General features: G+C 70.6%; 17 protein-coding genes. 3 read left to right on the forward strand and 14 right to left on the reverse strand.

Annotated elements, in window-relative coordinates; all coding sequences use genetic code 11:
* The first annotated feature begins 78 nt into the window (after positions 1-78).
* Positions 79-774 (forward strand): sensor histidine kinase, encoded by a 696-nt coding sequence (locus A2790_RS00470; RefSeq protein ID WP_293386747.1) that lies wholly within the window; start codon positions 79-81, stop codon positions 772-774.
* Between the two features lie 7 nt (positions 775-781).
* On the opposite strand, the gene A2790_RS00475 is transcribed toward A2790_RS00470, so the two are convergent.
* The 4 genes from A2790_RS00475 to A2790_RS00490 all read right to left on the reverse strand — a co-directional run bounded on the left by A2790_RS00475 (position 782) and on the right by A2790_RS00490 (position 5,637).
* A complete protein-coding gene (locus A2790_RS00475; protein ID WP_293386748.1) occupies positions 782-1,531 on the reverse strand; it encodes an oxygenase MpaB family protein in 750 nt (249 codons plus the stop codon).
* A gap of 107 nt (positions 1,532-1,638) precedes the next feature.
* Positions 1,639-2,058, reverse strand: a complete 420-nt coding sequence (locus A2790_RS00480; RefSeq protein ID WP_068877068.1) for a MerR family DNA-binding transcriptional regulator — start codon at positions 2,056-2,058, stop codon at positions 1,639-1,641.
* Between the two features lie 14 nt (positions 2,059-2,072).
* Positions 2,073-3,254 carry an acyl-CoA dehydrogenase family protein gene (locus tag A2790_RS00485; protein ID WP_293386749.1) on the reverse strand — a complete coding sequence of 394 codons (1,182 nt, stop codon included), beginning with the start codon at positions 3,252-3,254 and terminating at the stop codon, positions 2,073-2,075.
* 13 nt (positions 3,255-3,267) lie between these two features.
* A complete protein-coding gene (locus tag A2790_RS00490) occupies positions 3,268-5,637 on the reverse strand; it encodes a TonB-dependent receptor (RefSeq protein WP_293386750.1) in 2,370 nt (789 codons plus the stop codon).
* A 121-nt stretch (positions 5,638-5,758) separates the two neighbouring features.
* Between A2790_RS00490 and A2790_RS00495 the strand changes: the two genes are divergently transcribed.
* A complete protein-coding gene (locus A2790_RS00495) occupies positions 5,759-6,526 on the forward strand; it encodes a helix-turn-helix transcriptional regulator (RefSeq protein WP_293386751.1) in 768 nt (255 codons plus the stop codon).
* Positions 6,527-6,562: 36 nt separating this feature from the next.
* Positions 6,563-9,610, forward strand: coding sequence for a CHAT domain-containing tetratricopeptide repeat protein (locus A2790_RS00500; protein WP_293386752.1), 3,048 nt, complete (start codon positions 6,563-6,565; stop codon positions 9,608-9,610).
* Here A2790_RS00500 and A2790_RS00505 read toward each other — a convergent pair.
* From A2790_RS00505 to nirB, 10 genes are all read right to left on the reverse strand, one after another.
* A complete protein-coding gene (locus A2790_RS00505; RefSeq protein ID WP_293386753.1) occupies positions 9,607-11,553 on the reverse strand; it encodes an acyltransferase family protein in 1,947 nt (648 codons plus the stop codon). The two genes, A2790_RS00500 and A2790_RS00505, sit on opposite strands and share 4 nt — an antisense overlap.
* A 145-nt stretch (positions 11,554-11,698) precedes the next feature.
* Positions 11,699-12,697: an FAD:protein FMN transferase gene (locus A2790_RS00510; protein WP_293386754.1), complete on the reverse strand. Its 999-nt coding sequence runs from the start codon at positions 12,695-12,697 to the stop codon at positions 11,699-11,701.
* A 5-nt stretch (positions 12,698-12,702) separates the two neighbouring features.
* Positions 12,703-13,506 (reverse strand): DUF4198 domain-containing protein, encoded by an 804-nt coding sequence (locus A2790_RS00515; RefSeq protein ID WP_293386755.1) that lies wholly within the window; start codon positions 13,504-13,506, stop codon positions 12,703-12,705.
* A gap of 19 nt (positions 13,507-13,525) precedes the next feature.
* Complete coding sequence (locus tag A2790_RS00520) at positions 13,526-14,056, reverse strand: DUF2271 domain-containing protein (RefSeq protein WP_293386756.1); 531 nt, start codon at positions 14,054-14,056, stop codon at positions 13,526-13,528.
* A 10-nt stretch (positions 14,057-14,066) separates the two neighbouring features.
* On the reverse strand, positions 14,067-14,750 hold the full coding sequence (locus tag A2790_RS00525; RefSeq protein ID WP_293386757.1) for a PepSY-associated TM helix domain-containing protein: 684 nt from the start codon (positions 14,748-14,750) through the stop codon (positions 14,067-14,069).
* Positions 14,751-14,868: 118 nt separating this feature from the next.
* On the reverse strand, positions 14,869-15,651 hold the full coding sequence (locus A2790_RS00530; RefSeq protein ID WP_293386758.1) for an SDR family NAD(P)-dependent oxidoreductase: 783 nt from the start codon (positions 15,649-15,651) through the stop codon (positions 14,869-14,871).
* 65 nt (positions 15,652-15,716) lie between these two features.
* Positions 15,717-16,487: a uroporphyrinogen-III C-methyltransferase gene (gene cobA, locus A2790_RS00535; RefSeq protein WP_293386759.1), complete on the reverse strand. Its 771-nt coding sequence runs from the start codon at positions 16,485-16,487 to the stop codon at positions 15,717-15,719.
* A complete protein-coding gene (locus A2790_RS00540; protein WP_293386760.1) occupies positions 16,477-19,116 on the reverse strand; it encodes a nitrate reductase in 2,640 nt (879 codons plus the stop codon). The genes cobA and A2790_RS00540 overlap by 11 nt, the downstream gene beginning before the upstream one ends.
* A gap of 3 nt (positions 19,117-19,119) precedes the next feature.
* Entirely contained in the window at positions 19,120-19,458 is a 339-nt protein-coding gene (gene nirD, locus A2790_RS00545; RefSeq protein WP_293386761.1) for a nitrite reductase small subunit NirD, read from the reverse strand.
* Positions 19,455-21,902, reverse strand: coding sequence for a nitrite reductase large subunit NirB (gene nirB / locus A2790_RS00550; protein ID WP_293386762.1), 2,448 nt, complete (start codon positions 21,900-21,902; stop codon positions 19,455-19,457). Before nirB ends, nirD begins: the two co-directional genes overlap by 4 nt.
* Positions 21,903-21,904: the final 2 nt, after the last annotated feature.

The raw sequence follows: 21,904 nt of genomic DNA on the forward strand, positions 1-21,904 counted from the left end.
TTGTTGAACAACTACGCGGCGCAAAAGGCGACGTCTCGTATGAAAACAGGCTTGGCCCTAGTATTGGAATAACCCCGCATGTTCGCCGCCGCGACATCCGACCCCGGTCTGGCCCGAGAGCTCTCCGCCGCCCGCGCGCAGCTCGCCAGCCAGGAGCGCCAGATCCAGGAACTGAACCACCGCATCGCCAACAGCCTCCAGCTGGCGGCCGACATGCTGGTGTTCGAACAGCTCCGCTCACGCGATGCGGTGGCCTCCGCGGCGCTGGAGGCCAGCCGGGCGCGCCTGGTGGCCGTGGGCGAACTGCACCGCTATCTCTACGAGCACGCCGGCCGCGCCTCGGTCGAGCTCAGCCCCTTCCTGTCGGGCCTCTGCCAGGCGATCGCGGCCACCACCGGTCTCAGCTGCACGATCCAGGCCGACCCGACGAGCGTGCCGGGCGACATGGCCCAGCAGCTGGCCATCGCGATCAACGAATTCGCCATCAACGCCGCCAAGCACGCCTATGACGGCAAGCCGGGCGGCCGCCTAGTGGTGACCAGCCGCCGCGACGGGCGCGAACTAGTCGTCACCGTGGCCGATCAGGGCAAGGGCCTGTCCGGCGGCATGGGCCGGCAGGGCGGCCTTGGCATGTCCATCGTCGCAGCCATCGTGCGCGACCTGAAGGGCACGCTGACGGTCCAGGGCGACAGCGGAACCGCCTTTACGATCCGCGCGCCGATCCCGGGCGCCGCCCCCGTGGTCGACCGCTCGTTCCAGGCCTGGATGGAATAGACGCCGCTCAGGCGGCGCGGCCCATCCGGGCGCGGGCGTCGCGAACGATATCGCTAGGCGCCCGTTCGGCCGCCTTGGCCATCAGGCCCAGCACGCGCCGCGCCACCGCCAGCCGCCAGGGCCGGGCCTTCAGGCCGAGCTTGGCGCGGATGTCCGCCGGCACGAGGTCGATGGCCGCCTCCACCACCAGCGGCTGCAGCGCCCGCCCGGGCAGGCCCAGCGGCGAGGTGGTCGAGACGATAGCCAGAAACTCGTCGATGATCGGATGGGGGACCAGCTTCGGCCGCATCCGGTCGAACCACCCCTCGACGCTCGCCACGCTGTCCGGCGGTTCGGGGGCTCCGAACAGACGGCCGAGCCGCCCGCCCTCGGCGAAATAGCGGTCCTTGTCGGCCGCGCCGAGACGCGCCACGTGCCGGTCGTAGGCGGTCAGGAAACCCCAGCTCGCCGTCACATGCACCCAGGTCATGAGCTCGGGCTCCAGAGCCTCGTAGGCCTGCCCCTCGGGCGTCACGCCGCCCACGCGGGCGTGCATGCGGGTGACCATGGCAACGCGCGCCTCGGCCGCGCGGGTCGGACCATAGGTCGTGATAAGCGTCGCCTCGCCTGTCCGCTGCATGCGCGCCAGCGGATCTGTGCGGAAGGTGGAATGCTCCCAGACCCCTGTCCGCACCCGCGGCTCGGCCAGTTCCAGGATCACCGCCGCCACGCCACCGATCGCCAGAGCGACGGGATTTGCGTGGACCCGCCAGGCCATGGAGTCGGGACCGAACAGGCCCGGGTCGCCCGGTGGCGCTCTATAGTCGACCTTGCCGCCGCCAATGACGTTCAGTCGCGGCTGTGGAGCAAAGTCTTCGAGCGCGCTCAGGAATCCAGCTCCGCCTTCAGGTGCGGGTACTTGGCCTCGATGAGCGCTGCGGCCTTCTTCAGTTCGTCGATCGCCTCGTCCACATGCTGGCGCTGCTGTTCTAGCTGCTCGACACGGCGGTGGTGGATGCGGAGCGCCTCGGCGTCCTGCGCCGCGGTCCCCTCCTCGTCGTAGGTGTCGAGGATGTCCCGGATCTCCGCGATGGACAGCCCGACGCGCCGGCCGCGCATGATCAGCTGGAGCCGCGCGCGGTCCTTGTAGGAATAGACCCGGCTGGTGTCCCGCCGGCCCGGCGAGAGCAGGCCCTGTTCCTCGTAGAACCGCAGCGCACGGGGCGTCGCGCCGAACTCGCGGCAGAGCTGGGTGATCGAATAGGTGCGGTAGGGCGGACGGCGCAGGTTCAGGAACGTCGACATCGGTCTTTCCTCCCTCACAGCCCGAGAACGAGCCGGGCGATGATATCCCTCTGGATCTCGTTGGAGCCACCGTAGATCGAGGCGGCCCGGTTGTTCAGATAGCGCGGCATGGCCACCAGACCCTCCTCGGGCCCGACGGCCTCGATGTTCGAGCCGGCCTCGCGCGCCGCCGGCTCGTCCACGCCCGCATAGGCGCCCAGCCCCGCGACCGAGATCTCGTCGATCCGCTGCATGGCCTCGGTGCCATTGATCTTCAGCATCGAAGACGCCGGCCCGGGGTTCTTGCCGCCGGCCAGCGCCGCCAGGACCATGCGCTCGGACATGTCGATGGCGGTCACCGCAATCTGCGCCTCCGCCAGCCGCCGGCGATGGGCCGCATCGTCTCCGCTGGCTGCCTCCGCGATCCGCTGGGCCCGCTCCAGCCCCACCATCAGGCCCGGCGCCGACCCGCCCCCGCGTTCGAACTCCAGGAGGTACTTGGCCACCGTCCAGCCCTGGTTCTCCGCGCCGATCCGGTTCGCCTTGGGCACGCGCACCCCGTCGAAGAACACCTGATTCACCTCATGCTCACCCGCGAGGGTGATGATCGGCTTCACCGAGATGCCGGGCGTGTCCATCTCCAGCAGCAGGAAGGTGATGCCCTGCTGCGGCTTGCCCTCGGTGGACGTGCGCACGAGGCAGAACATCCGGTTGGCGAACTGGGCGTGGGTGGTCCAGATCTTCGAACCGTCCAGGACATAGTGGTCCCCGTCGCTGACGGCGCGGAGCTGCAGCGACGCCAGGTCCGAGCCTGAGCCAGGCTCGGAGTAGCCTTGGCACCAGTAATCCTCGCCGGACAGGATGCGCGGCAGGTAGTACGCCTTCTGCTCGGGCGTCCCGTAGCCCATGATCACGGGCCCCACCATCTTCAGGCCCATGGGCGACAGCGTCGGCGCGCCGGCCCTCGCGCACTCGGCCGCAAAGATCGCCCTTTGAACCTCGCTCCAGCCCGGACCGCCGTACTCCCGCGGCCAGGCCGGTGCGGCCCAGCCCCGGGCATGGAGGATCTTCTGCCAAGGCAGGCTGTAGCGGGGTTCGCAGAAGACGCTGGTCAGGCGCTCGCCGGCGCGCCGCAGCTCCGGGGTGAGGTTGGCCTCGATGAAGGCGCGCACCTCGTCGCGGAAGGCCAGATCGGCGGCGGTGAGCTCCAGATCCACGGTTGGGCGCTCCCTAGAACTTCGACCGCAGGGCCACGCCCCAGGTCCGCGGCGCGCCGAGGAAGGCCGCGTAGGTCCCAGACTGCAGCGGCTGATCCACCACCACCTGGTAGTAGTCCTCGTTGGTCAGGTTCTGGGCGAACAGCTCGACGGTCCAGCGCTCGTCCTCGGAGCCAACGCCGATCCGGCCATTCCAGAGCGTGAGCTCCTTCTGGTTCTTCAGCGGGTCGAGGTTGGAGCCGGTGTTGTAAGCCGAGGTGTAGCGGCCCGAGAGGCTGGCCCGCAGCCGGAGGCCCGCCCCGATCTCGTTCTCGTAGGCCGCGGACCAGGACGCCGACCACAGGGGCGCGTAGGACAGCCGCGAGCTGGGCAGGCGCGGGCCGACGCCCGCCGTCGGCGCGAAGTTGCCGAATTGGGTCACCGCATATGTCACCCCGCCCGTCGCCGTCAGGCCTCGCACCGGCGTGCGCCACACGAGGTCCAGATCGACGCCCTTGGACGTGACCTTGGGGATCGAGGCGACCACGAAGCTGATGCCGGTGAAGGTGTTGAGCTGGAAGTCCTTGAACGTCTGGTCGAAGGCGGCGGCGTTCAGGATCAGGCGGTTCTCGAGCAGCTGGCTCTTGAAGCCGAGCTCGTAGCTCTCGACCGTCTCGGCGTCGAAGCTGGTGTCGGGGTTGATGACCCCGGCGCCGAAGCGGGCCCGGTCGAGGTTGAAGCCGCCGCTCTTGTGGCTGTTGGCGTAGGATGCATACGCCATGAACGTGGGCGAGAAGCGGTAGCTGGCCTTCGCCGTCCCACCGAGACGATCCTCGGTGCGCTTCTGGCGCGTATCGACGTTGTTAAATGCCGGATCGGCGCCAGGCGCGCACAACGCCGAACGGGCCGCGGCCGGGATCGGGCGGGCGATCGCGGCGGCGCAGGCCAAGCCCGGCGCCGTGTTGCGATACTGGGCGAAGACCTCCTTGGTGTCGTCGCTGTAACGCAGCCCGAAGGTCAGCTCGAGGGCCTCGGTCACGCGCCAGGTGTTGTTCGTGAACAGCGCCCAGCCCTTGCTGGAGTGGTCGAAGCGGTCGTACGCGCCCTGCCCCGGGATGAAGTTCTGGCCCGCCGGGATGCCGGTCAGGGCCGAGACGGCGGTCGGATTGGTTCCGCCCGAGAGCAACAGGCTGAAATAGGTTTCGTAGGACGTGCCGAACGGGGTGAAGGCGCTGTTGTCGAGCTGTTCGTCGGAGTAGTAGCCGCCGACCATCCAGTCGACCGGCCCGGTTTGGCCGGCCAGGCGCACTTCCTGCGAGAAGGTCTCGAACTTGTTGAAGGTGCGGCCGTCGCTGGGCCGGTACCAGATGTCGGCCGACGAGAAGTCGATGTCCGCGCCCTGGACGTTGGACCAGTCCCGCCAGGCGGTGATCGAGGTCAGCGTCAGGTCGGGATTGATCTCCCAGTCCGCCTGGAGGGAGACGCCCTTGTCCTTAAGCTCCTGGTTGGACTCGCGGTTTGCATAGACGAGGCGGCGGAAGGGATCGGCGGGGCGCAGCGTACCCTCGTCGGCGGCCACGGCGTCGATCAAGGCGCCCGTGGGACCGACCAGCGTCGTGGCCGTCAGGCAGCAGTGCTCATCGCGCTTGGTGTAGTCCGCCATGGCGCGGATGGTCAGGGTGTCGGTGGGCAGCCACAGCAGCTGGCCGCGGATGGTCGCGACATCCTGGTCGTCGTTCCGGCTCTGGGTGCTGGGCCCCGCGCCGTTGCGCACATCGTTGAAGCCGTCGCGCTTGCGGATGGCCGCGAACAGGCGGCCGGCCACGGTCTCGCCGATCGGGCCGGTGATGCTGGCGGACGCCCCGCGGGCGTCGTGGTTGCCGTAGGTGACCTCCGCGTTGGCCCCGAAGTCGAACTCAGGCGCCTTCGTGATGACGTTGATGACGCCGGCTGAGGTGTTCTTGCCGAACACGGTGCCCTGCGGACCCTTCAGCACCTCGATGCGCTCGAGCTCGCCCAGGTCGCCGAAGGCCACCCCGCTGCGCGCCCGATAGACGCCGTCGACAACGGTGCCGACGGAGGATTCGAGGCCCGGGTTGTCGCCGATGGTGCCGACACCGCGGATACGGATGGAGGTCTGCGCGCTGCCGGTGGACGAGGTGACGCTCAGGCCCGGCGTCAGCACCTGAAGATCCTTCACATCGCGCACGCCGGCGTCCTGAAGCTGCTGCCCGGACACGACGTTGACGACGATCGGCACGTCCTGGAGGTTCTGTTCCCGCTTCTGGGCCGTGACGATCACGGCGTCGACTTCGGGCGCTTCGGTCTCCTGGGCCTGAACCTGGCCCGCGACACAGACCGCGGCCAACACGGCGGCCGACGGCGCCCATTTACGCAACTTCATCATTCCTCCCCTTCGCCCTATGGGCGTTCGTTATTCCCGCTTCTTACACGTGAGCGAGGCTCAAAGCTTGCGGGTTGCGGCGCAACCAAACAAGCTATCGGAAGTGATAGGGGACGGCCGTTTGCTTACCGACGCCGAAGCGCTCGCCCGGGAGATCGACGAGACGGGCGCCCGCATCGGCCTGCCGTTCGTCGCGGCGGCCACCGACATCTCATCGACGACCCCACCGGTCGGCGCCGACGGTCGGCCGCTGGCAGAAACCCTGTTCCGCTGGGTCGACCCCAAGCTGCGCTATTGGGAAGATCACGGCTTCGCCCTGCGCGCCGCCTTCATCCACGCCTCGCGCGCCTGTTCGGAGCCGTTCTATTTCCAGCACGGCCGGTTCGCCTCCTGGCGGCCGAACCGGGCCCTGGACGCCATCACCGCCGAGGGGCCTGTCGACACCTATGGCGTGGGCGCGGCGATCGTCGCGCCAGCCTACCTGCCCGGCGGCGTCATCGGCGCCGTAGTCTGGGCGACGGCCGACCCCGCGTTCGACGTCGCGGCGACCTTTGCAGAGCACGCGGCGGCCCTGCACGCCCTCGCCCTCCGGTTCGTCGCCACCTACGAAGAGGCCGTCGCGGGCTCGAACCAGCCGCCCGCCCGCCTGACCCGGCGCGAGATCCAGTGCCTGAAATGGGCGGCCGCGGGCAAAACTGACGCAGAGATCGGTCACCTTGTGGCCATATCCCTGCCCACGGTCCGGTTTCATGTCACCAACGCGGCGCGAAAGCTGGGTGTTTCCGGGCGGTCACAGGCCATCCAGCGTGCCGCAACCTTGGGCTACATCGGGTCCGGAGGCTCCGGTGCGGCGTCAGGTCCCGTGCGGTCACAGGCGCCAACCGGGTAAGGTTACCCCGTGGGAGATTCGTGAGAGGACGGGCGTATGCGTCCCGGAGCTTGGCGCGCGGGCCTGACGGCTGCTGCGCTGCTCAGTATTGCTTGTCCTGACGCGTCGGCTTTTGCCGCCGGCGCGGCGCCGATCCCCCGTGCCCTGACGGCGGAGGAAACCGCCGCGTGGCAGGCGCTGGTGATCCAGGCCGAGGCGGCGAGAACCGCTGGCCGATGGTCCGACCTCGAGAAGGTCACCCGTCGGCGCGCGGCGATCGAAGAGCGAGCGTACGGCCCGGACGCGGTGGTGACGGCCATCTCGTGGTCGTGGATCGGCCAGGCCCTGGTGCGGCAGGGACGCGACGCGCAAGCCGAGCCGTTCTACCGGCGCGCCCTCGAGGTCGACCGTAAAGTCTTGGGTCCACGCGACCCTCAGACCCTGCTGGCCATCTCCAACCTCGCCGGCGTCTTGGAGCGCCGCGGCCGCTTCGGGGAGGCCGAACCCCTACGGCGCGAACTTCTGGCCACGAGCCGAACCCTGTTCGGCGATGGGAGCGCGGAGCTTGCGGCCGCCGCCGTCGCCCTGGCCGATGTTTTGCGCGCCCAGGCCCGGCCGCGCGAGGCCGAACCGCTGTATCGCCTGGCGGTCGAGGTCGACACCCGCCTGCTGGGCGAGAAGGATCCCGGACTGGCGGCAGACCTGGGGTCGTTGGCGGCCACGCTCGACGAGCTCGGCCGGCACGTCGAGGCCGAGCCCCTTCACCGGCGCTCCCTGGCGATCCGCCGCGAGGTGTTCGGCGAGCGCGACGCGGCCACTGCCCAAGCCTATGCGCGAATGGGAGCGAACCTGGACGCCCAGGGCCGGCACGAGGAGGCGGAGCCGCTGCTGCGGCTGGCGCTCGCCACCGATCGCGACGTCCGAGGACCGCACCACGCGGCCACCGCCGCCGACGCCGCCGCCCTCGGCGCCAACCTCAACGCCCAGCACCGGCCGCGGGACGCCGAACCGCTGCTCCGCGAGGCCCTGGCCCTACGCCGCTCGCTCCTGGGCGAGAAGCACGCCGATACCGGTGTGAGCTATGGCGCCCTTGGCGACAACCTAGCGGCCCGGGGCAAGCGGCGCGAAGCCGAGCGGCTGCATCGCCGCGCCCTGGCGATCCTGCGCGCCGCCAGGGGCGAAACCGATCCCGCGACCGCCAAGGCCTATGCCGCGCTGGCCGGCGACCTGAACGCCCGCGGCCGCTATGCCGAAGCCGAGCCCATGCTGCGCCGCGCCCTGGACGTGCGTAAGGCCACACTTGGCGAGCGTCACCCGACCACCGCGGCGACCTATGACGCCCTGGCAGAGAACCAGCACCACCTTGCGTCCAATACGCGGGCCGAGGCGCTGTCATCCAAGGCCGTGGCCATCGTCCGGGCCCGCCGTTCGGCGGACCTGACCGCCATCGGATCCGATCCGGATGTCGCACTGCGTCGCGCCCGGGCAGACGCCGAGACCGGCGAAGCCGCCGAGCCGGTGTTCCGCCGCTATCTGCGCCTGGCTTGGCTGGCCGCGGCCGAGCAGCCGGCCGAGTTGCCGCGCCTGCGGGACCGGGCGTTCACCGCCGCCCAGGACCTGGAAGTCTCACCCGCCGCGCGCGCCCTGGCCCAGACCGCGGCCCGCGCCGCCTTCACCCGCAAGGCGGCGGCGGGCGACGCGCGGGTCCGCCAGGATCTCGCCGGTCAGGTTCGCCAGATCGAGGGGCAACTGGCTCAGGCCCTCCCCCAGGACGATCCCGCCAAGGCCGCGCGGGTCGGGGCGGCGCTCGACGCGGTCGGCCGCGAACTCGCCAGTCTCGATGCGCGGCTGCAGAAGGACAATCCGCGTTACGCGGAGACCATCGCGCCGCCCGCGCTGTCCATCGCCCAGGCGCAGGCGCGACTCCGCGCCGGCGAGGGCATGCTCTTCATCGTCCCGACCGGCCAAGACATCCACGTCTTCGCCCTCTCGCGGACGAAGGTGGCGTGGCACCGCATCGAGGGCGGCCAGGCCGAGTTGGAGAAGCGCATCCGGGCGCTGCGATGCCAGGTGGACGACGGCGCCTGCGGCGGCAAGACTAGACTGGTGGGCGAAAGCCCGATCGCGCCCTTCGACCTGCAGACCGCCTACAGCCTCTACCGCGACCTGATCGCCCCCGTCGAAGGCGCGCTGGGCGGCGTCGACCGACTGTTCGTGACCACGTCGGGCGCGTTCGGCGGCCTGCCTTTGGGTCTGCTGCCCACGGAGAACGTGCGAACGCTGGCGCAGGCGACCTGGCTCGGCGACCGCTACGCCCTCACCACTCTCCCGTCCGTGGCGAGCCTGCGCACCGCAGCGCCCGCCCGGCGGCCCGCCGGCCAACGCTGGGCCTTCGTCGGCTACGGCGACCCCGCGATCGACGCCGCCGCGCTCGACGCGCGCCGCCCCCAGGGTTCCAAGGCACTCGGCGCGGTCTTCGCGCCGCTGCCGGGCACCGCGGACGAACTCCGTGCAATGGCCAAGACCCTGGGCGCGCCGGCGAGCAGCGTCCGCCTCGGCGGCAAGGCGACTGAGGCCTCGATCAGGACGTCCTCGGACATTTCCCGCGCCGGCGTCGTGGCGATCGCGACGCACGGCCTGCTCGGTCACGAGATCAAGGGCCTGGACGAGCCCGGACTAGTGCTGACCGCCCCGGGCAAGCCGAGCGCGCAGGACGACGGGGTGCTGACGGCGACCGAGGCGGCCGCCCTCGACCTCTCGGCCGACTGGGTGATCCTATCGGCCTGCAACACCGCGGGCGGCGACGGGGCCCCAGGCGCGGACAACCTGTCGGGCCTCGCCCGGGCGTTCCTCTACGCCGGCGCACGCGCGCTGCTGGTCAGTCACTGGCGGGTCTTCGACGACGCCACCGCTGCCCTGACCGTCCAGACCCTGGCGATCCAGAAGGCCAACCCGCGGCTCTCGAAGGCCCAGGCCCTCCAACAGGCTATGCGCACCGTCCGCACAGGCCGCCGATCCGACGGATCGCCACTCCCCGGCTGGCGCGCCGAGTGGGCCCACCCCGCCTACTGGGCGCCTTTCGTCGTCATCGCCGCGGACGGCTAGCTCGCCGTGCGCCGGAAGAGCTCGGGGTAGGCCTGTTTCAGGCGCATGCCCACGCGCCGTGAACCCTCCAAGGTGAAGTGCCCGGCGTCGAAATAGAGATAGCGACCGTCGGGCCCGAGGATCTCGCACCGCCGCCGCTCGCCGCACTGGAGGTCCAGCATCGAGACGTAGCGGACGTCCCGCCAGCCCGAGCGTGCAAAGAAGGCCTTGAGCGCCCTGTCTCGATCGATCTTCGCGACCTCCTGATAGTCCAGCGCGAAGGCGTTCACGCCCGCCACCGTCGCGTGGCGCTGGTCCTGCGCCTTCTTCGAGATCGAAAGGGCGTCGTCGGTGAAGGTCATCTTCGGCCCGACGACGTAGATGGGCGCGTCCGAGACCGCGCGTAGGGACCCGATCATCTCCGCCAGCCCCCTGGCGTCATAGCCACCCCAATTGTCGTGGAGCAGGACGACGTCGGCCGCCCTCAGCTGGGAGCTGTCCAGCACCGCCCGGCGGCGTTCCTCGCAGAGCTTCGCGTCGGCCGGCGCGACGGGATCGTGGCCGAAGTTGAAGCACTGGTGGAAGGTTTCCAGAATCTCCAGCCGCCCGGCGAAGCCGTTTTCGATCAGGGCGTAACCCAGATCGAATCCGTGGGAGTTGCCCACGATGAGCACGCGGCCCCCGTCCGGCGTGGGCTGGGCGAACGGGCGGGCCGGGAACCCCTGCCAGTAGCGATTGCGCTCGGCCGTGAGTTCGTCCTGCGTCAGGAGGGCGTAGGGGAACCGCTCCGGCAGGCCGCTCTTCAGGTGGATATAGGCCGGCGCCGCCAGCGCGACGGCGAGGCCGAGCGCGGCGAGGGGCAGCCCTTGCGCGGGCCGGCGCTCGAGCAGGCCGCGGAAACCGGTCTCCAGCAGCCGCCAGGAAAGGTAGCCGCAGAGCAGCGATCCGGCGACGATCGCCGCGCTGACCGCCGGCGTGATCGCGATGTCCTGGTACCTGAGGACGCTCACGATCGGCCAATGCCAGAGGTAGACCGAATACGAGATCAGCCCGACAAACACGACCGGCCGCAGGCAGAGGCCGCGGCTGACCACGCTCGGGCCGAACTGCGGGGCCGAGATCAGCGCAGCCGCGCCCAGACAGGGGACCAGGGCCGCCATTCCGGGAAACCGCGTACCCGCGCTGAACACTGCCGCCGCAGCCGCGATCAGCAACAGGCCCCCGCCGGACAAGGCGTTGGCGATCCAGGGGTTCGGCGCGCGGTCCTGCCGCCACAGCAGCCACGCGAGCGCGCCGGCCAGGAATTCACCCGCCCGCGGCGCCAGGAAGAAGTAGGCGTCCGCCGGGTGTCGGCCCGCCTCGTAGTGGCCGTAGGCGAAGGAGGCGGCGGCCAGAAGGCCGACGGCCATGGTCATGATCGCCCGCGACCTCAGCTTCAGCAGGAGCAGCAGAGCCGCGGGCCAGACCAGATAGAACTGCTCCTCGACCGATAGGGACCACAGATGCAGCAGCGGCAGGGCTTCAGCTTCCGGCGCGAAATAGCCGCCGGAGGTCCGGGCGAAGAAGATGTTCGAAACCAGGGCGATCGCACTCAGCGCGCCCTGAGCGAGCACGCTGTAGTCGGCGGGTGTGAGCAAGGCATAGCCTACCGCCGTCACCACAAGCAGCAGGACATAGAGGGCTGGCAGCAGGCGCCTCGCCCGCCGCAGGTAGAAGTCGCCGAACCGGAAGTCGCCCCGCTCCCGCTGGCCGGCGATGATCCCGGTGATCAGAAAGCCGGAGATCACGAAGAACACGTCGACGCCGACGAAGCCGCCCGGCAGCCAGGCGACGCCGGCATGGTTGAAGACCACCAGCATCACGGCCAGCGCGCGCAGCCCGTCGATGTCGGCGCGATAGCCCAGGTCGCGCGACAAGGGGGCGCTCCCCACCGTCTGCGCCGGCATCACTGCGTCAGACGTCATCTTGCGCCGCCCGCCCCTGCTCCTCGCGGCTTGCATACTTCCCCGGATCGCGTCGCGACTAGGCTCAACAGACCGAGGAGACGCGTGTTGCGACGAACGGAGGCACTATCGCGACGGCCCGCGCGGCTGGGGGCGTCGGAGCCGCTCAGGTCTCGTCGACCAGCCGGGCGAAGGCGGGCGACATCCATTCGGTGAGTCCCGCCTGCCCGCGCGAGACGATCCGGGCGGCGATGTCATGCTCGCAGGCGAACGCCTCGCCCGCGGGACCAAGAACCGTCAGGGCGGTGCAGAGCGCGTCGGCTTGCATGCAGGAGGCGTGCAGCACGCTCACTGACGCGACCGGCCCGGCGACGGGCGCCCGCGTGATGGGATCCAGCGTGTGGCTGTAGCAGCCACTACCGTCCGACCAAGTCCGGCGCCAGTCGCCCGAGGTGGCGACCGACAGGCCGTGGAGGGCGATGAGGATGCGCGGCTGCGGAAGCTCGCCGCCCGGCGGCGACTCGATCTCCACCCACCAGGGCTCGCCGTCGCCCTTCACGCCGCCGCCGCGAAGCTCGCCGCCGATCTCCAGCAGATAGTCGCGTACGCCCAGCGCCTCCAACGCTTCGGCTGCGAGGTCGACGCCGAAGCCCTTGGCGATGCCGGAGAGATCCAGCCTCAGGCCGCCAGGCTGGAAGAGGCGCCCGTCCGGCCGATCCAGTCGCAGTTTCCGCCAGCCGGTCGCCGCCAGGTTTCGGCTGGCCCGGTCTGGGGCGGCCGCGACCGGCCCGGCAGGCCCGAAGCCCCAGAGGTCGGTGAGCGCACCCACCGTCAGATCGAACGCGCCGCCGGTCTCCTCCGCCAGGTCGTACGCGGCCGCGACCACGCTCATCAGGTGAGGCGGAACCTCGACCCACGCGCCCGCCGGCGCGGCGTTGAAGCGGCAAAGGTCGCTGCCGGGCTCCCACGTGCTCATCTGCGCCACCACGAGGTCGCAGGCGCCCTGGACGGCCGCCGACAGTACGGCATCGGTGAGTCCACGAGGGACCCAGGCCCGCAGGCTCCAGGTCACCCCCATCGTGGGTCCCTCAAGCGACGCGGGCCGCCCGTCCCGCGGCCGTGTCGACTCGGCGGTCAGCGACAGCGGAACGGCGACCCGGCGCATCGTCGTCAGTCCGGGAGGACCTCGAAGGTCGCGGCATAGCCGGCGTTGCTGGCGACGCCCGCGGCGTCCTTGCCGCGCACGGACGCTTCGACCCAGTAAAGGCCTGGTTCCGGCCACTGGACCTCGAACACCCCGTCGGCGCCCGTCTTCACCTTGAACTCCGGCGCCTTGCTCCGATAGCGCGTCGCGCCGAGGACCACCTCGACCTCGACGTCCGGCGCGGGCTTTCCGTCCATCAGCAGCTTGAAGCGCGCCTTCTCGCTGGCCACCAGGTCGTTGGGATGGGTGATCGGCTCAAGCTCCAGGCCCTTGCCGGTGATCTTCAGGGCGCCCGTGCTGGGCGCGCCCGAGGTGACGAAGGTTTCCACCCGACGCGAGTTCCTCGAGACCTGGACCTCGGTGGCGTCCTTGGGGATGGCCGTGGCGAGATCCGCCTCTTGCCCGCGCCAGCGCTTGGTCTCGCCGCCCAGCTTGTACGAAGCCATCATACCGCTCGACGCATTGGCGATCTTGTAGGTGCCGGGCGTCTTGAGCTGGAGGTCGAAGGTCGAGCGGTACTTCCCCGTCGAGCCGTTCTGGATCTGGACGGGCGCGCCGTCGGGCCCGATCGCCGTCAGCCCGTCCAGGCGCATGGCGACGTGGTCGGGATAGAAGAGGGTGTTCGAGACGGCGCCGTCCACCGTCACCCAGGGTTCGGAGCCCGAGAGCACCGTTGCGGACGGCGCCAGCCAGGAGCGATGGGCCTGCGCCGCCGGCGCGACGGCCAGGGCGATGACCGCGGCGATGGCGGTGCGGATAGCGATCGACATGATGCAGGCTCCGGAGGTTTCAGGGCTTGGTGCTGACGCTGATCGCGCCGAGTTCGGATGCGCCCTTGGCGGACGCCGGCCTCGCGCCGGCCTTGGGCGGCCAGGAGAACGGCACGCGGACCACCTCGCGACCGCCGACTTCGCGGGCAGCCTCGATGGCGAGATTGTACTGGCCGGGGGCCAGGCCCGACAGTTGGGCCGCGGTGAAGACCGCCTGGTGCTTGCCGGGCGCCTTGGTGGGGCCGCTGACGCCGTCGGCCGGCAGGGTCATGCTGCGGCCGGCCTTGCGCCACCACTGGCGCATGTCCTTCAGCCAGGTGGCCCCTTCGCCCTTCGCCAGCTTGGTGTCGTACCAGACCGCCAGGGTCTTCACGGCGGCGGTCTCGTCCGGCCGCTCGATCCACAGCGCGACGTAGGGGCGGTGGTACTCGGCCACCGACAGCCGGGGGATCTCGACCGAGACCGTCAGTTCGGCCGCGTCGGCCGCAGCCGGCACGGCCGCGACCCCGGTGACGGCGGCGAAAAGGGTCGGGGTCTTCATCGCGCGCATCGGGGTCTCCTCAATGGATCAGGAACAGGGCCAGCAGCAGGGGTATGACGAAGCCCATCCCCACCAGCGGCCAGGTGGACGGCCGCGCCTTGGAATGCAGCTGAAGCAGCAGCAGGCCGGTGACGCAGAACACCACGCAACCGGCGGCGAAGATGTCGATGAACCAGCTCCAGGCCGGCCCGGTGTTGCGACCCTTGTGCAGGTCGTTGAGGTAGGCGATCCAGCCCCGATCGGTCCGCTCGTAGGCCACGGCGCCGCTCTCGGTGTCGATGGTCACCCAGGCATCGGAGCCCGGCCCCGGCATCGCCACATAGGCCTCACCCGAGGACCATTCGACGGGCCCCGCCGGGGCCTTGATCTTCAGGTCCCGGGCCAGCCAGGCGCGGGTCGCGGCGGGCAGATCGCCCTTGGCCGCCTCCGCCGCCTGCAGGGCCGGGCGCAGGTCGGCCGGAAGCTCCCCTTCCCGTTCCACCGTCTGGGGCTTGGCCATGATCGCCCCGGCATGGTTCAGCGTGATGCCGGTGATTGCGAACAACAACATGCCGATCAGGCAGATGGCCGCGCTGATCCAGTGCCAGCGCAGGGTCTGACGCAGGAAAGCGGCGCGGGCGACCGCGCGCTTCTTCGCCTTGGCGCGTTCAGCCGCCGCACGTTCGGCGGCGGGATCAGCAACGAGTTCGGAAACCGGCGGCATGCTCACTGGCGAAACGGGATGCGCCCCGCATGCGGAGCCTTAGCTAAGAATGCTTCGCATTATCATGCCGTGTCGACAAGGCAAGCGGCAAGCGCCGCCGCCGGCCCCGAAACCGCGATTAGCGGGGTTGCATGCGAATGGCGCCGTCCAGGCGGACATCCTCGCCGTTGAAGTAGCCGTTTGTGATCATCGTCTCGGCCAGCTGGGCGTATTCCTCGGCCATGCCTAGCCGCTTGGGGAACGGCACCGAGGCGGACAGTCCCGCCTTCACATGCTCGGCCGCCCGTGCCAGCAGGGGCGTGTCGAAGATGCCGGGCAGGATGGTGTTCACCCGGATCGCTTCGCTGGACAGATCCCGCGCGATGGTCAGGGTCATGCCAACGATGCCGGCTTTCGAGGCGGTGTAGGCGACTTGGCCAATCTGGCCGTCCTCGGCCGCCACGCTCGCGGTGTTGACGATGGCGCCGCGGTCGCCGTCCTCCAGCACCGGCAGGCTCAGCATCCCGGCCGCGCTTTTGGTGATGCAGCGAAAGGTGCCAATCAGGTTGATCTGGACGATCCGCTCGAAGTTATCGAGCGGGTACTCCTTGACGGCGCCCGTCTCCTTGTCGCGCGAGACGGTCTTGGCCCCGCCGCCGACGCCGGCGCAGTTGACCAGGATCCGTTCCTGGCCGTTCGCGGCGCGCGCCTTGGCGAAGGCCGCGTCGATCTCCTCGCTGGAGGTCACGTTCGCCTTGCAGAAGACCCCGCCGATCTCTTTCGCCAGCGCCTCGCCGAGGTCGGCGTTCAGGTCGAACAGCGCCACCTTGACGCCATGGCCGGCGAGGCGCCGCGCGGTGGCCGCGCCTAGGCCCGAGGCGCCGCCGGTGATGACGGCCGAGATGGTGTTGTCGAGTTTCATGGTCGCTCCCAAGACTTGGGCGCGGACCCTTCCACCCCGCACGCAACGTCAGGCAAGGCTTGCGGTCACGCGGTCCGGGCCAGGCCGGCCGACAGGGCCACACCCGCGGCGGCCTGGGCCGCGACCTCGCCGACGATGAGCACCACCGGTCCGGCGACCTGCGCCGCCGCCAGGGTCGCGCCGAGGTCGGCCAGCACACCCGCCAGCGCGCGCGCATCGGGCCGGCCGGCGTTCTCGACCGCGATGGCCGGCGTCTCCGGCGCGCGGCCTTCGGCTATCAGGCGTTGGGCTGCCGCCTCCAGACGGTCGCGGCCCATGTAGAGCGCGACCGTGGTCTGCGGATCCGCCGCCGCCCGCCAGCCGCCGTCGGTCAGCGCCCCGTTCTGGGTGGTGGCCGTCGCGATCAGCAGCCGCCGCGCCTCGCCGCGATGTGTCAGCGGGAAGCCGAACTGGGCGGCGGCCGCACTGGCGGCGGTGACGCCGGGCACGACCTCGGTCTCGACGCCGTGGGCGTGCAGGAACGCGGTCTCCTCGCCCACCCGGCCAAAGATCGATGGGTCCCCGCCTTTCAACCGCACGACGTCCAAGCCGCGGCGGGCCAGACGCAGCATCAGTCGGTTGATCGTCTCCTGCTTCATGCTGGTCCTACCCGCGCGCTTGCCGGTCTGGATCTTCAGGCAGGCGGCCGGCGCCAGCGCCAGCACCTCGTCCGAGACCAGGGCGTCGTACAGCAGCGCCTGGGCGCCTTCGACGGCCCGCGAGGCGCGAACGGTCAGCAGGTCGGCCGACCCCGGCCCGGCTCCGACGAGGCGGACGCGTCCCAGTTCAGGCGGCATGGCGAACCTCTCCCTTGGCGATCAGGCGTGCGATCTCGGGGCGGCACGAGCCGCAGCTGGTCCCGGCCCCGGTGGCCTCGCCCACGGCGTCCACGGTGGCGCAGCCGGCGGCGACGGCGGTTTCGATGCGCCCGGCGCGCACACCGCGGCAGGCGCAGACGATCGGGCTGGCGTCCACGGCCCGCCCCGATGGGCGGCCCATCAACAGGGCCATGCGATCGGCCGCGGTCAGGGCGTCGGCCTCGAACAGATCGGCCAGCCATTCGCGGGGCGGGAGAGCGCCGACGGTGGTGAAGAAGATTACCCGGTCCAGCCGATCGCCGTCGATCCAGGCTTCTCGAAGGCTGCCGGCGGCGGGATCCTCGTAGCGGAGGACGTCGCCGGCCTTGCGGGTCAGCGCCTTCTGGACCGCCGACCGCTCTCGCGCGTCGCCGCGGCCGGCGAACTCGTGCAGTTGGCAGCCCGCCTGCGGAATGCGCCGCCAGACCAGGTCCAGGCCGCTGGGAGCCGTCCAGGCGCCGCGCGCCAGGAAGAAGCCGCGCCAGGTCTCGCGATAGGCCCGCACGCGCGCCGGCGTGTGCTTGAACTCCGGCTGCCCCGAGCGCGGGTCGACCTGAGGCCCCACCAGCGGGTTGGCGCGGCCGGACGGCGCGAAGGCCTCGGTCCAGTGCATCGGCATGAACACCGATCCGGGACGCTGGCGATCGGTCAGGCGGGCCAGGGCCACCGCCTCGCCGCGCGCGGTCTGGACGCGGGTCAGCGCCCCTTCCCCGATCCCCAGCGGCTCCGCGTCGGCCGGGTGCATCTCCACGTATGGCTCGGGCGTGTGGCGGCAGAGCTCGGGCGCCAGGGCCGTGCGGGTCATGGTGTGCCAGTGGTCGCGAACGCGGCCCGTATTCAGCGACAGCGGGAAGGCGCCCGATGTGGCCTCGGCCGGGCCACGCGCCGCCACCGGAACCATGCGGGCGCGGCCGTCAGGGGTCTGGTATCGGCCGTCCGTGAACAGTCGCGCCGTGCCGCCGGCTGCCGTCACCGGCCACTGCACCGGCTCCAGCGCCTCGTAGGCCTCCGGCGTGATCGTTGCCATCGGGCCCAGGTTCAGCACCCGGCCGGCATTCTCGTAGGCGGTCAGGCGCGCCCATTCGCGGAAGACCTGGGCGGGGTTCCGCCAGCCGAAGCCGTCGCCGTAGCCCATGGCGGCGGCCACGTCGGCGATGATCTTCCAGTCGGCCCGCGCCTCGCCCGGGGGATCGAACAGACGCCGCTGGCGGCTGATCCGGCGCTCGGAGTTGGTGACCGTTCCGTCCTTCTCGCCCCACGCCAGGGCCGGCAGCTTCACATGCGCGAACGAGAGCGTGTCGGTCTCGGCCATGCAGTCCGACGCCACGACGAAGGGACAGGCCGCCAGCGCCGCGCGGATCCGGCTGGCGTTCGGCAGGCTGACCGCCGGATTGGTGGCCATGATCCAGATCGCCTTGACCCGCCCGTCGGCCACGGCGTCGAACATGTCGATGGCCTTCAGGCCCGCCGCCGGGGCGATGGTCGGCGAGCCCCAGAACCGCTGCACCCGGGCGCGGCCGGCGTCGTCGAAGTCCATGTGTCCGGCCAGGGTGGTGGCCATGCCGCCGGTCTCGCGCCCGCCCATGGCGTTCGGCTGGCCGGTGATCGAGAACGGACAGGCGCCGGGCTTGCCGATCCGGCCGGTGGCCAGATGGACGTTGAGGATCGCCGAGCCCTTGGCCACGCCCTGCGCCGACTGGTTGGCGCCCATGGAGAACAGGCTGACCGTGCGCGGTGTCTCGGCGAACAGGCGGAAGAAGGTCTCCAGGTCGGCGAGCGGCACGCCGCAATCGGCCGCCACCGCGGCCGGCGACTGGTCGGCCTGGGCAAGCTCAGCCTCGACATCGGCGAAGCCGGCCACGTGAGCGGCGACGTATCCGCGGTCCACGGCGCCGCGCCGGATGAGATCGGCGAGCAGGCCGTTCCACAGGCGCACGTCGCTCTGCGGGGCGAGCGCCAGATGCAGATCGGCGGCTTCGGCGGTGTCCGTCCGCCGCGGGTCGATGACCATGTGGCGCTGCCCGCGCGTCCGGGCGACCTCCATGCGCCGGTAGAGGACCGGGTGGGTCCACGCTGCGTTGTGACCCGAGAAGACCACCAGGTCGGCCAGGTCCAGATCCTCGTAGCAGCCGGGCACCAGGTCCGCGCCGAACGCCAGCTTGTGCGCGATCACCGCCGACGCCATGCAGAGCCGCGAATTGGTGTCGATGTTCCCCGAGCCGATGAAGCCTTTCATCAGCTTGTTCGCCGCGTAGTAGTCCTCGGTCAGAAGCTGGCCAGAGACGTAGAAGGCCACAGAGTCCGGCCCATGCCGCGCGATGGTCTCGGCGAACCGGCCGGCGACGCGCTGGATCGCCTCGTTCCAGGCGACGCGGCGGGTCCCGATCATCGGATGCAGCAGCCGGCCTTCGAGGCCCACCGTCTTGGCCAGCGCGGTTCCCTTCGAGCAGAGCCGGCCGAGGTTGGCGGGATGCTCCGCGTCGCCCATGACCGCCAGCGCGCGGCCGTCGGGCGCCGCGCGCACGCCACAGCCCACGCCGCAATAGGGGCATGCGGTGCGGACGCTCACGTGTCAGATCCGGCCCAGCAGGAGGCGGCCGTCGCGCACTTCCAGCGGCACGACCGGCGCGCAGCCCTTCCCACGGTCGGCGCCCATGGCCTCGCCCGTGGCGAGTTCGATCGACCAGTTGTGCAGAGGGCAGGTCACGGCGTGGCCGTGGACGATCCCCTGGCTGAGCGGGCCACCCTTGTGCGGGCACCGGTCGCGGAGGGCGAAGACCCGCCCGTCGCCGGTCCGGAAGATGGCGATGTCGCCATCCGCCGTCGGCACCCGGCGCGAGCCGCGCAACGGCACGTCGGTCACGGCGCCGACGTCGGTCCACATGATCGGGTCCTTGACGAGCGCGTTCATGCGAACTCCATGCGGCGGCTGAGCGGGTTGAATTCGTGGGCGTCTCGGCCCGCCACGCGCTCGGCCCAGGGGTCGACGCGGTAGAAGCGCTGCGAATACGAGAAGCGGTCGTAGAGGGCGCGGCGGCGCTCGGGGTCCTCGACCGCGGCCTTGATCGCACCCAGGCCGATGCGCTCCATCCACTTGTAGACCCGCTCCAGGTACCAGGCGTCCTCGCGGTAGAACTGCATGACGGCGCAGATCGTCCAGACCGCCTCGTCCTCGGTCGCGACCTTGGCGAGAACCTCGGTTCCCTTGATGTGCAGGCCGGCCGCGCCGCCCACGTGAATCTCGTAGCCGCTGTCGACGCAGATCACGCCGATGTCCTTGCAGGTCGCCTCCGCGCAGTTCCGCGGACAGCCGGAGACCGCCAGCTTCACCTTGGCCGGTGACCAGGACCCCCACATGAACTTCTCCAACCGCACGCCCAGGCCGGTGGAATCCTGGGTGCCGAACCGGCACCAGTCGGTCCCGACGCAGGTTTTCACGGTCCGCAGGCCCTTGGCGTAGGCGTGGCCCGAGACCATGCCCGCCGCGTTCAGGTCGGCCCAGACGGCGGGCAAATCGTCCTTCTTCACACCCAGAAGGTCGATGCGCTGGCCGCCCGTCACCTTGACAGTCGGGATGTCGAACTTGTCGACCACGTCGGCGATGGCGCGCAGTTCGTCGGCGCTGGTCACCCCGCCCCACATCCGCGGCACGACGGAATAGGTCCCGTCCTTCTGGATGTTGGCGTGGACCCGTTCGTTGACGAACCGCGATTGCCGGTCGTCCCGATAGTCGCCGGGCCAGGCGCAGACGAGGTAGTAGTTCAACGCCGGCCGGCACGATGCGCAGCCATCGGGCGTGGTCCACTCCAGCGCCTGCATGACGGCCGGGATCGACTTCAGCTCCTCGGCGAGGATGCGGCGCCGCACGTCGTCGTGGCCGTGGTGGGTGCAGCCGCAGACCGGTTTGGGACCGGTCTGAACCTGGAACGCAGCGCCCAGGCTGAGCTTGAGCAGCTTCTCCACCAGCGGGGTGCAGGTCCCGCACGAGGCGGACGCCTTGGTCACCGCCCGCACGCTCTCCAGCGTGGTCAGGCCCTGATCCGTGATGGCGGCGGTGATCTCGCCCTTGCAGACGCCGTTGCAGCCGCACACCTCGGCGGTGTCGGCCATGGCCGCAACGGCCGCGCTAGGGTCCAGGCCTCGAAGGCCCTCCGTGGCCGCCTGGCCGAACACCAGGGTCTCGCGGAAGGCCGCGACGTCCTCCCCCGACTTCATGAGGTCGAAGTACCAGCCCCCGTCGGACGCATCGCCGAACAGCACCGCCCCGGCGACCTTGCCCTCTTCCAGGACGATCCGCTTGTAGACGCCGCGGCCCGCGTCGCGGAACACGATGTCCTCGCAGCCCGGCCCGCCCAGGTGCTTGCCCGCCGAGAACACGTCGACGCCGGAGACCTTGAGGCGGGTCGACAGGCTGGAGCCCTCGTAGGCGGCCTCACCGTCCGTCAGCGCCTCGCCCAGCGTGCGGCACATCTCCCAGATCGGCGCCACCAGGCCGTAGCACTGGCCCCGGTGCTCGACGCACTCGCCGATGGCGTAGATGGCCGGGTCCGAGGTCCGCAGGGAGTCGTCCACCACGACGCCGCGGTTAACCTCCAGCTCGGCCGCCTTGGCCAAGGTCCCGTTCGGCCGGATGCCGACCGCCATCACCAGGAGATCGCAGTCCAACACCCGGCCGTCCTTGAGGCGCAGGCCGCTGACGCGGCCGTTCGCCCCGAGGATCTCTTCCGACTGCGCCTCCAGCACAGTCTCGACGCCCTTTTCCGCCAGGGCCTCGGTCAGCAGAAAGCCCGCCGAGGCGTCCAGCTGGCGTTCCATCAGCACGTCCATCAGGTGGACGACGGTGGCGCCCATGCCGCGCTTGGAGAGGCCGTAGGCGGCTTCGATCCCCAGCAGGCCGCCGCCGATCACCACCGCCTTCGCGCCCGGCTTCGCGGCCGCGATCATGGCTTCGACATCGTCCAGGTCGCGGAAAGTGACCACGCCGGCGAGGTCGGCGCCCGGCAGGGGCAGGCGGATCGGATCCGAGCCGGTCGCGAGGATGAGCCGGTCGTAGGGCGCCTCAGTCCCGTCAGCGGCGCGCACGAGGCGAGCTTCGCGGTCGATCACCTCGACCCGGGCGCCGGCGCGCAGGTCGATGCCGTTGTCGGCGTACCAGGCCTCGTCGTTGATCACGATGTCGGCGAACGACTTCTCGCCCGCCAGCACCGGCGACAGCATGATCCGGTCGTAATTCACCCTGGGCTCGGCGCCGAAGATGGTGATGTCGTAGCGGCCGGGGTCGCGCTTCAGAACTTCTTGCACCGCGCGGCAGCCGGCCATGCCGTTGCCGATGACGACCAGTCTCTCCTTGGTCATGG

The organism is Phenylobacterium sp. RIFCSPHIGHO2_01_FULL_69_31 (genome assembly GCF_001824475.1).
In the GTDB taxonomy this organism is placed as follows: Bacteria; Pseudomonadota; Alphaproteobacteria; order Caulobacterales; family Caulobacteraceae; genus Phenylobacterium.

What these genes read in the sequence shown, in the direction of transcription:
- A2790_RS00470 (WP_293386747.1), top strand. Translation starts at nt 79, where the DNA reads ATGTTCGCCGCCGCGACATCCGACCCCGGTCTGGCCCGAGAGCTCTCC.
- A2790_RS00475 (WP_293386748.1), bottom strand. Translation starts at nt 1,531, where the DNA reads ATGGCCTGGCGGGTCCACGCAAATCCCGTCGCTCTGGCGATCGGTGGC.
- A2790_RS00480 (WP_068877068.1), bottom strand. Translation starts at nt 2,058, where the DNA reads ATGTCGACGTTCCTGAACCTGCGCCGTCCGCCCTACCGCACCTATTCG.
- A2790_RS00490 (WP_293386750.1), bottom strand. Translation starts at nt 5,637, where the DNA reads ATGAAGTTGCGTAAATGGGCGCCGTCGGCCGCCGTGTTGGCCGCGGTC.
- A2790_RS00500 (WP_293386752.1), top strand. Translation starts at nt 6,563, where the DNA reads ATGCGTCCCGGAGCTTGGCGCGCGGGCCTGACGGCTGCTGCGCTGCTC.
- A2790_RS00505 (WP_293386753.1), bottom strand. Translation starts at nt 11,553, where the DNA reads ATGACGTCTGACGCAGTGATGCCGGCGCAGACGGTGGGGAGCGCCCCC.
- A2790_RS00510 (WP_293386754.1), bottom strand. Translation starts at nt 12,697, where the DNA reads ATGCGCCGGGTCGCCGTTCCGCTGTCGCTGACCGCCGAGTCGACACGG.
- A2790_RS00515 (WP_293386755.1), bottom strand. Translation starts at nt 13,506, where the DNA reads ATGTCGATCGCTATCCGCACCGCCATCGCCGCGGTCATCGCCCTGGCC.
- A2790_RS00520 (WP_293386756.1), bottom strand. Translation starts at nt 14,056, where the DNA reads ATGCGCGCGATGAAGACCCCGACCCTTTTCGCCGCCGTCACCGGGGTC.
- A2790_RS00525 (WP_293386757.1), bottom strand. Translation starts at nt 14,750, where the DNA reads ATGCCGCCGGTTTCCGAACTCGTTGCTGATCCCGCCGCCGAACGTGCG.
- A2790_RS00530 (WP_293386758.1), bottom strand. Translation starts at nt 15,651, where the DNA reads ATGAAACTCGACAACACCATCTCGGCCGTCATCACCGGCGGCGCCTCG.
- cobA (WP_293386759.1), bottom strand. Translation starts at nt 16,487, where the DNA reads ATGCCGCCTGAACTGGGACGCGTCCGCCTCGTCGGAGCCGGGCCGGGG.
- nirD (WP_293386761.1), bottom strand. Translation starts at nt 19,458, where the DNA reads ATGAACGCGCTCGTCAAGGACCCGATCATGTGGACCGACGTCGGCGCC.
- nirB (WP_293386762.1), bottom strand. Translation starts at nt 21,902, where the DNA reads ATGACCAAGGAGAGACTGGTCGTCATCGGCAACGGCATGGCCGGCTGC.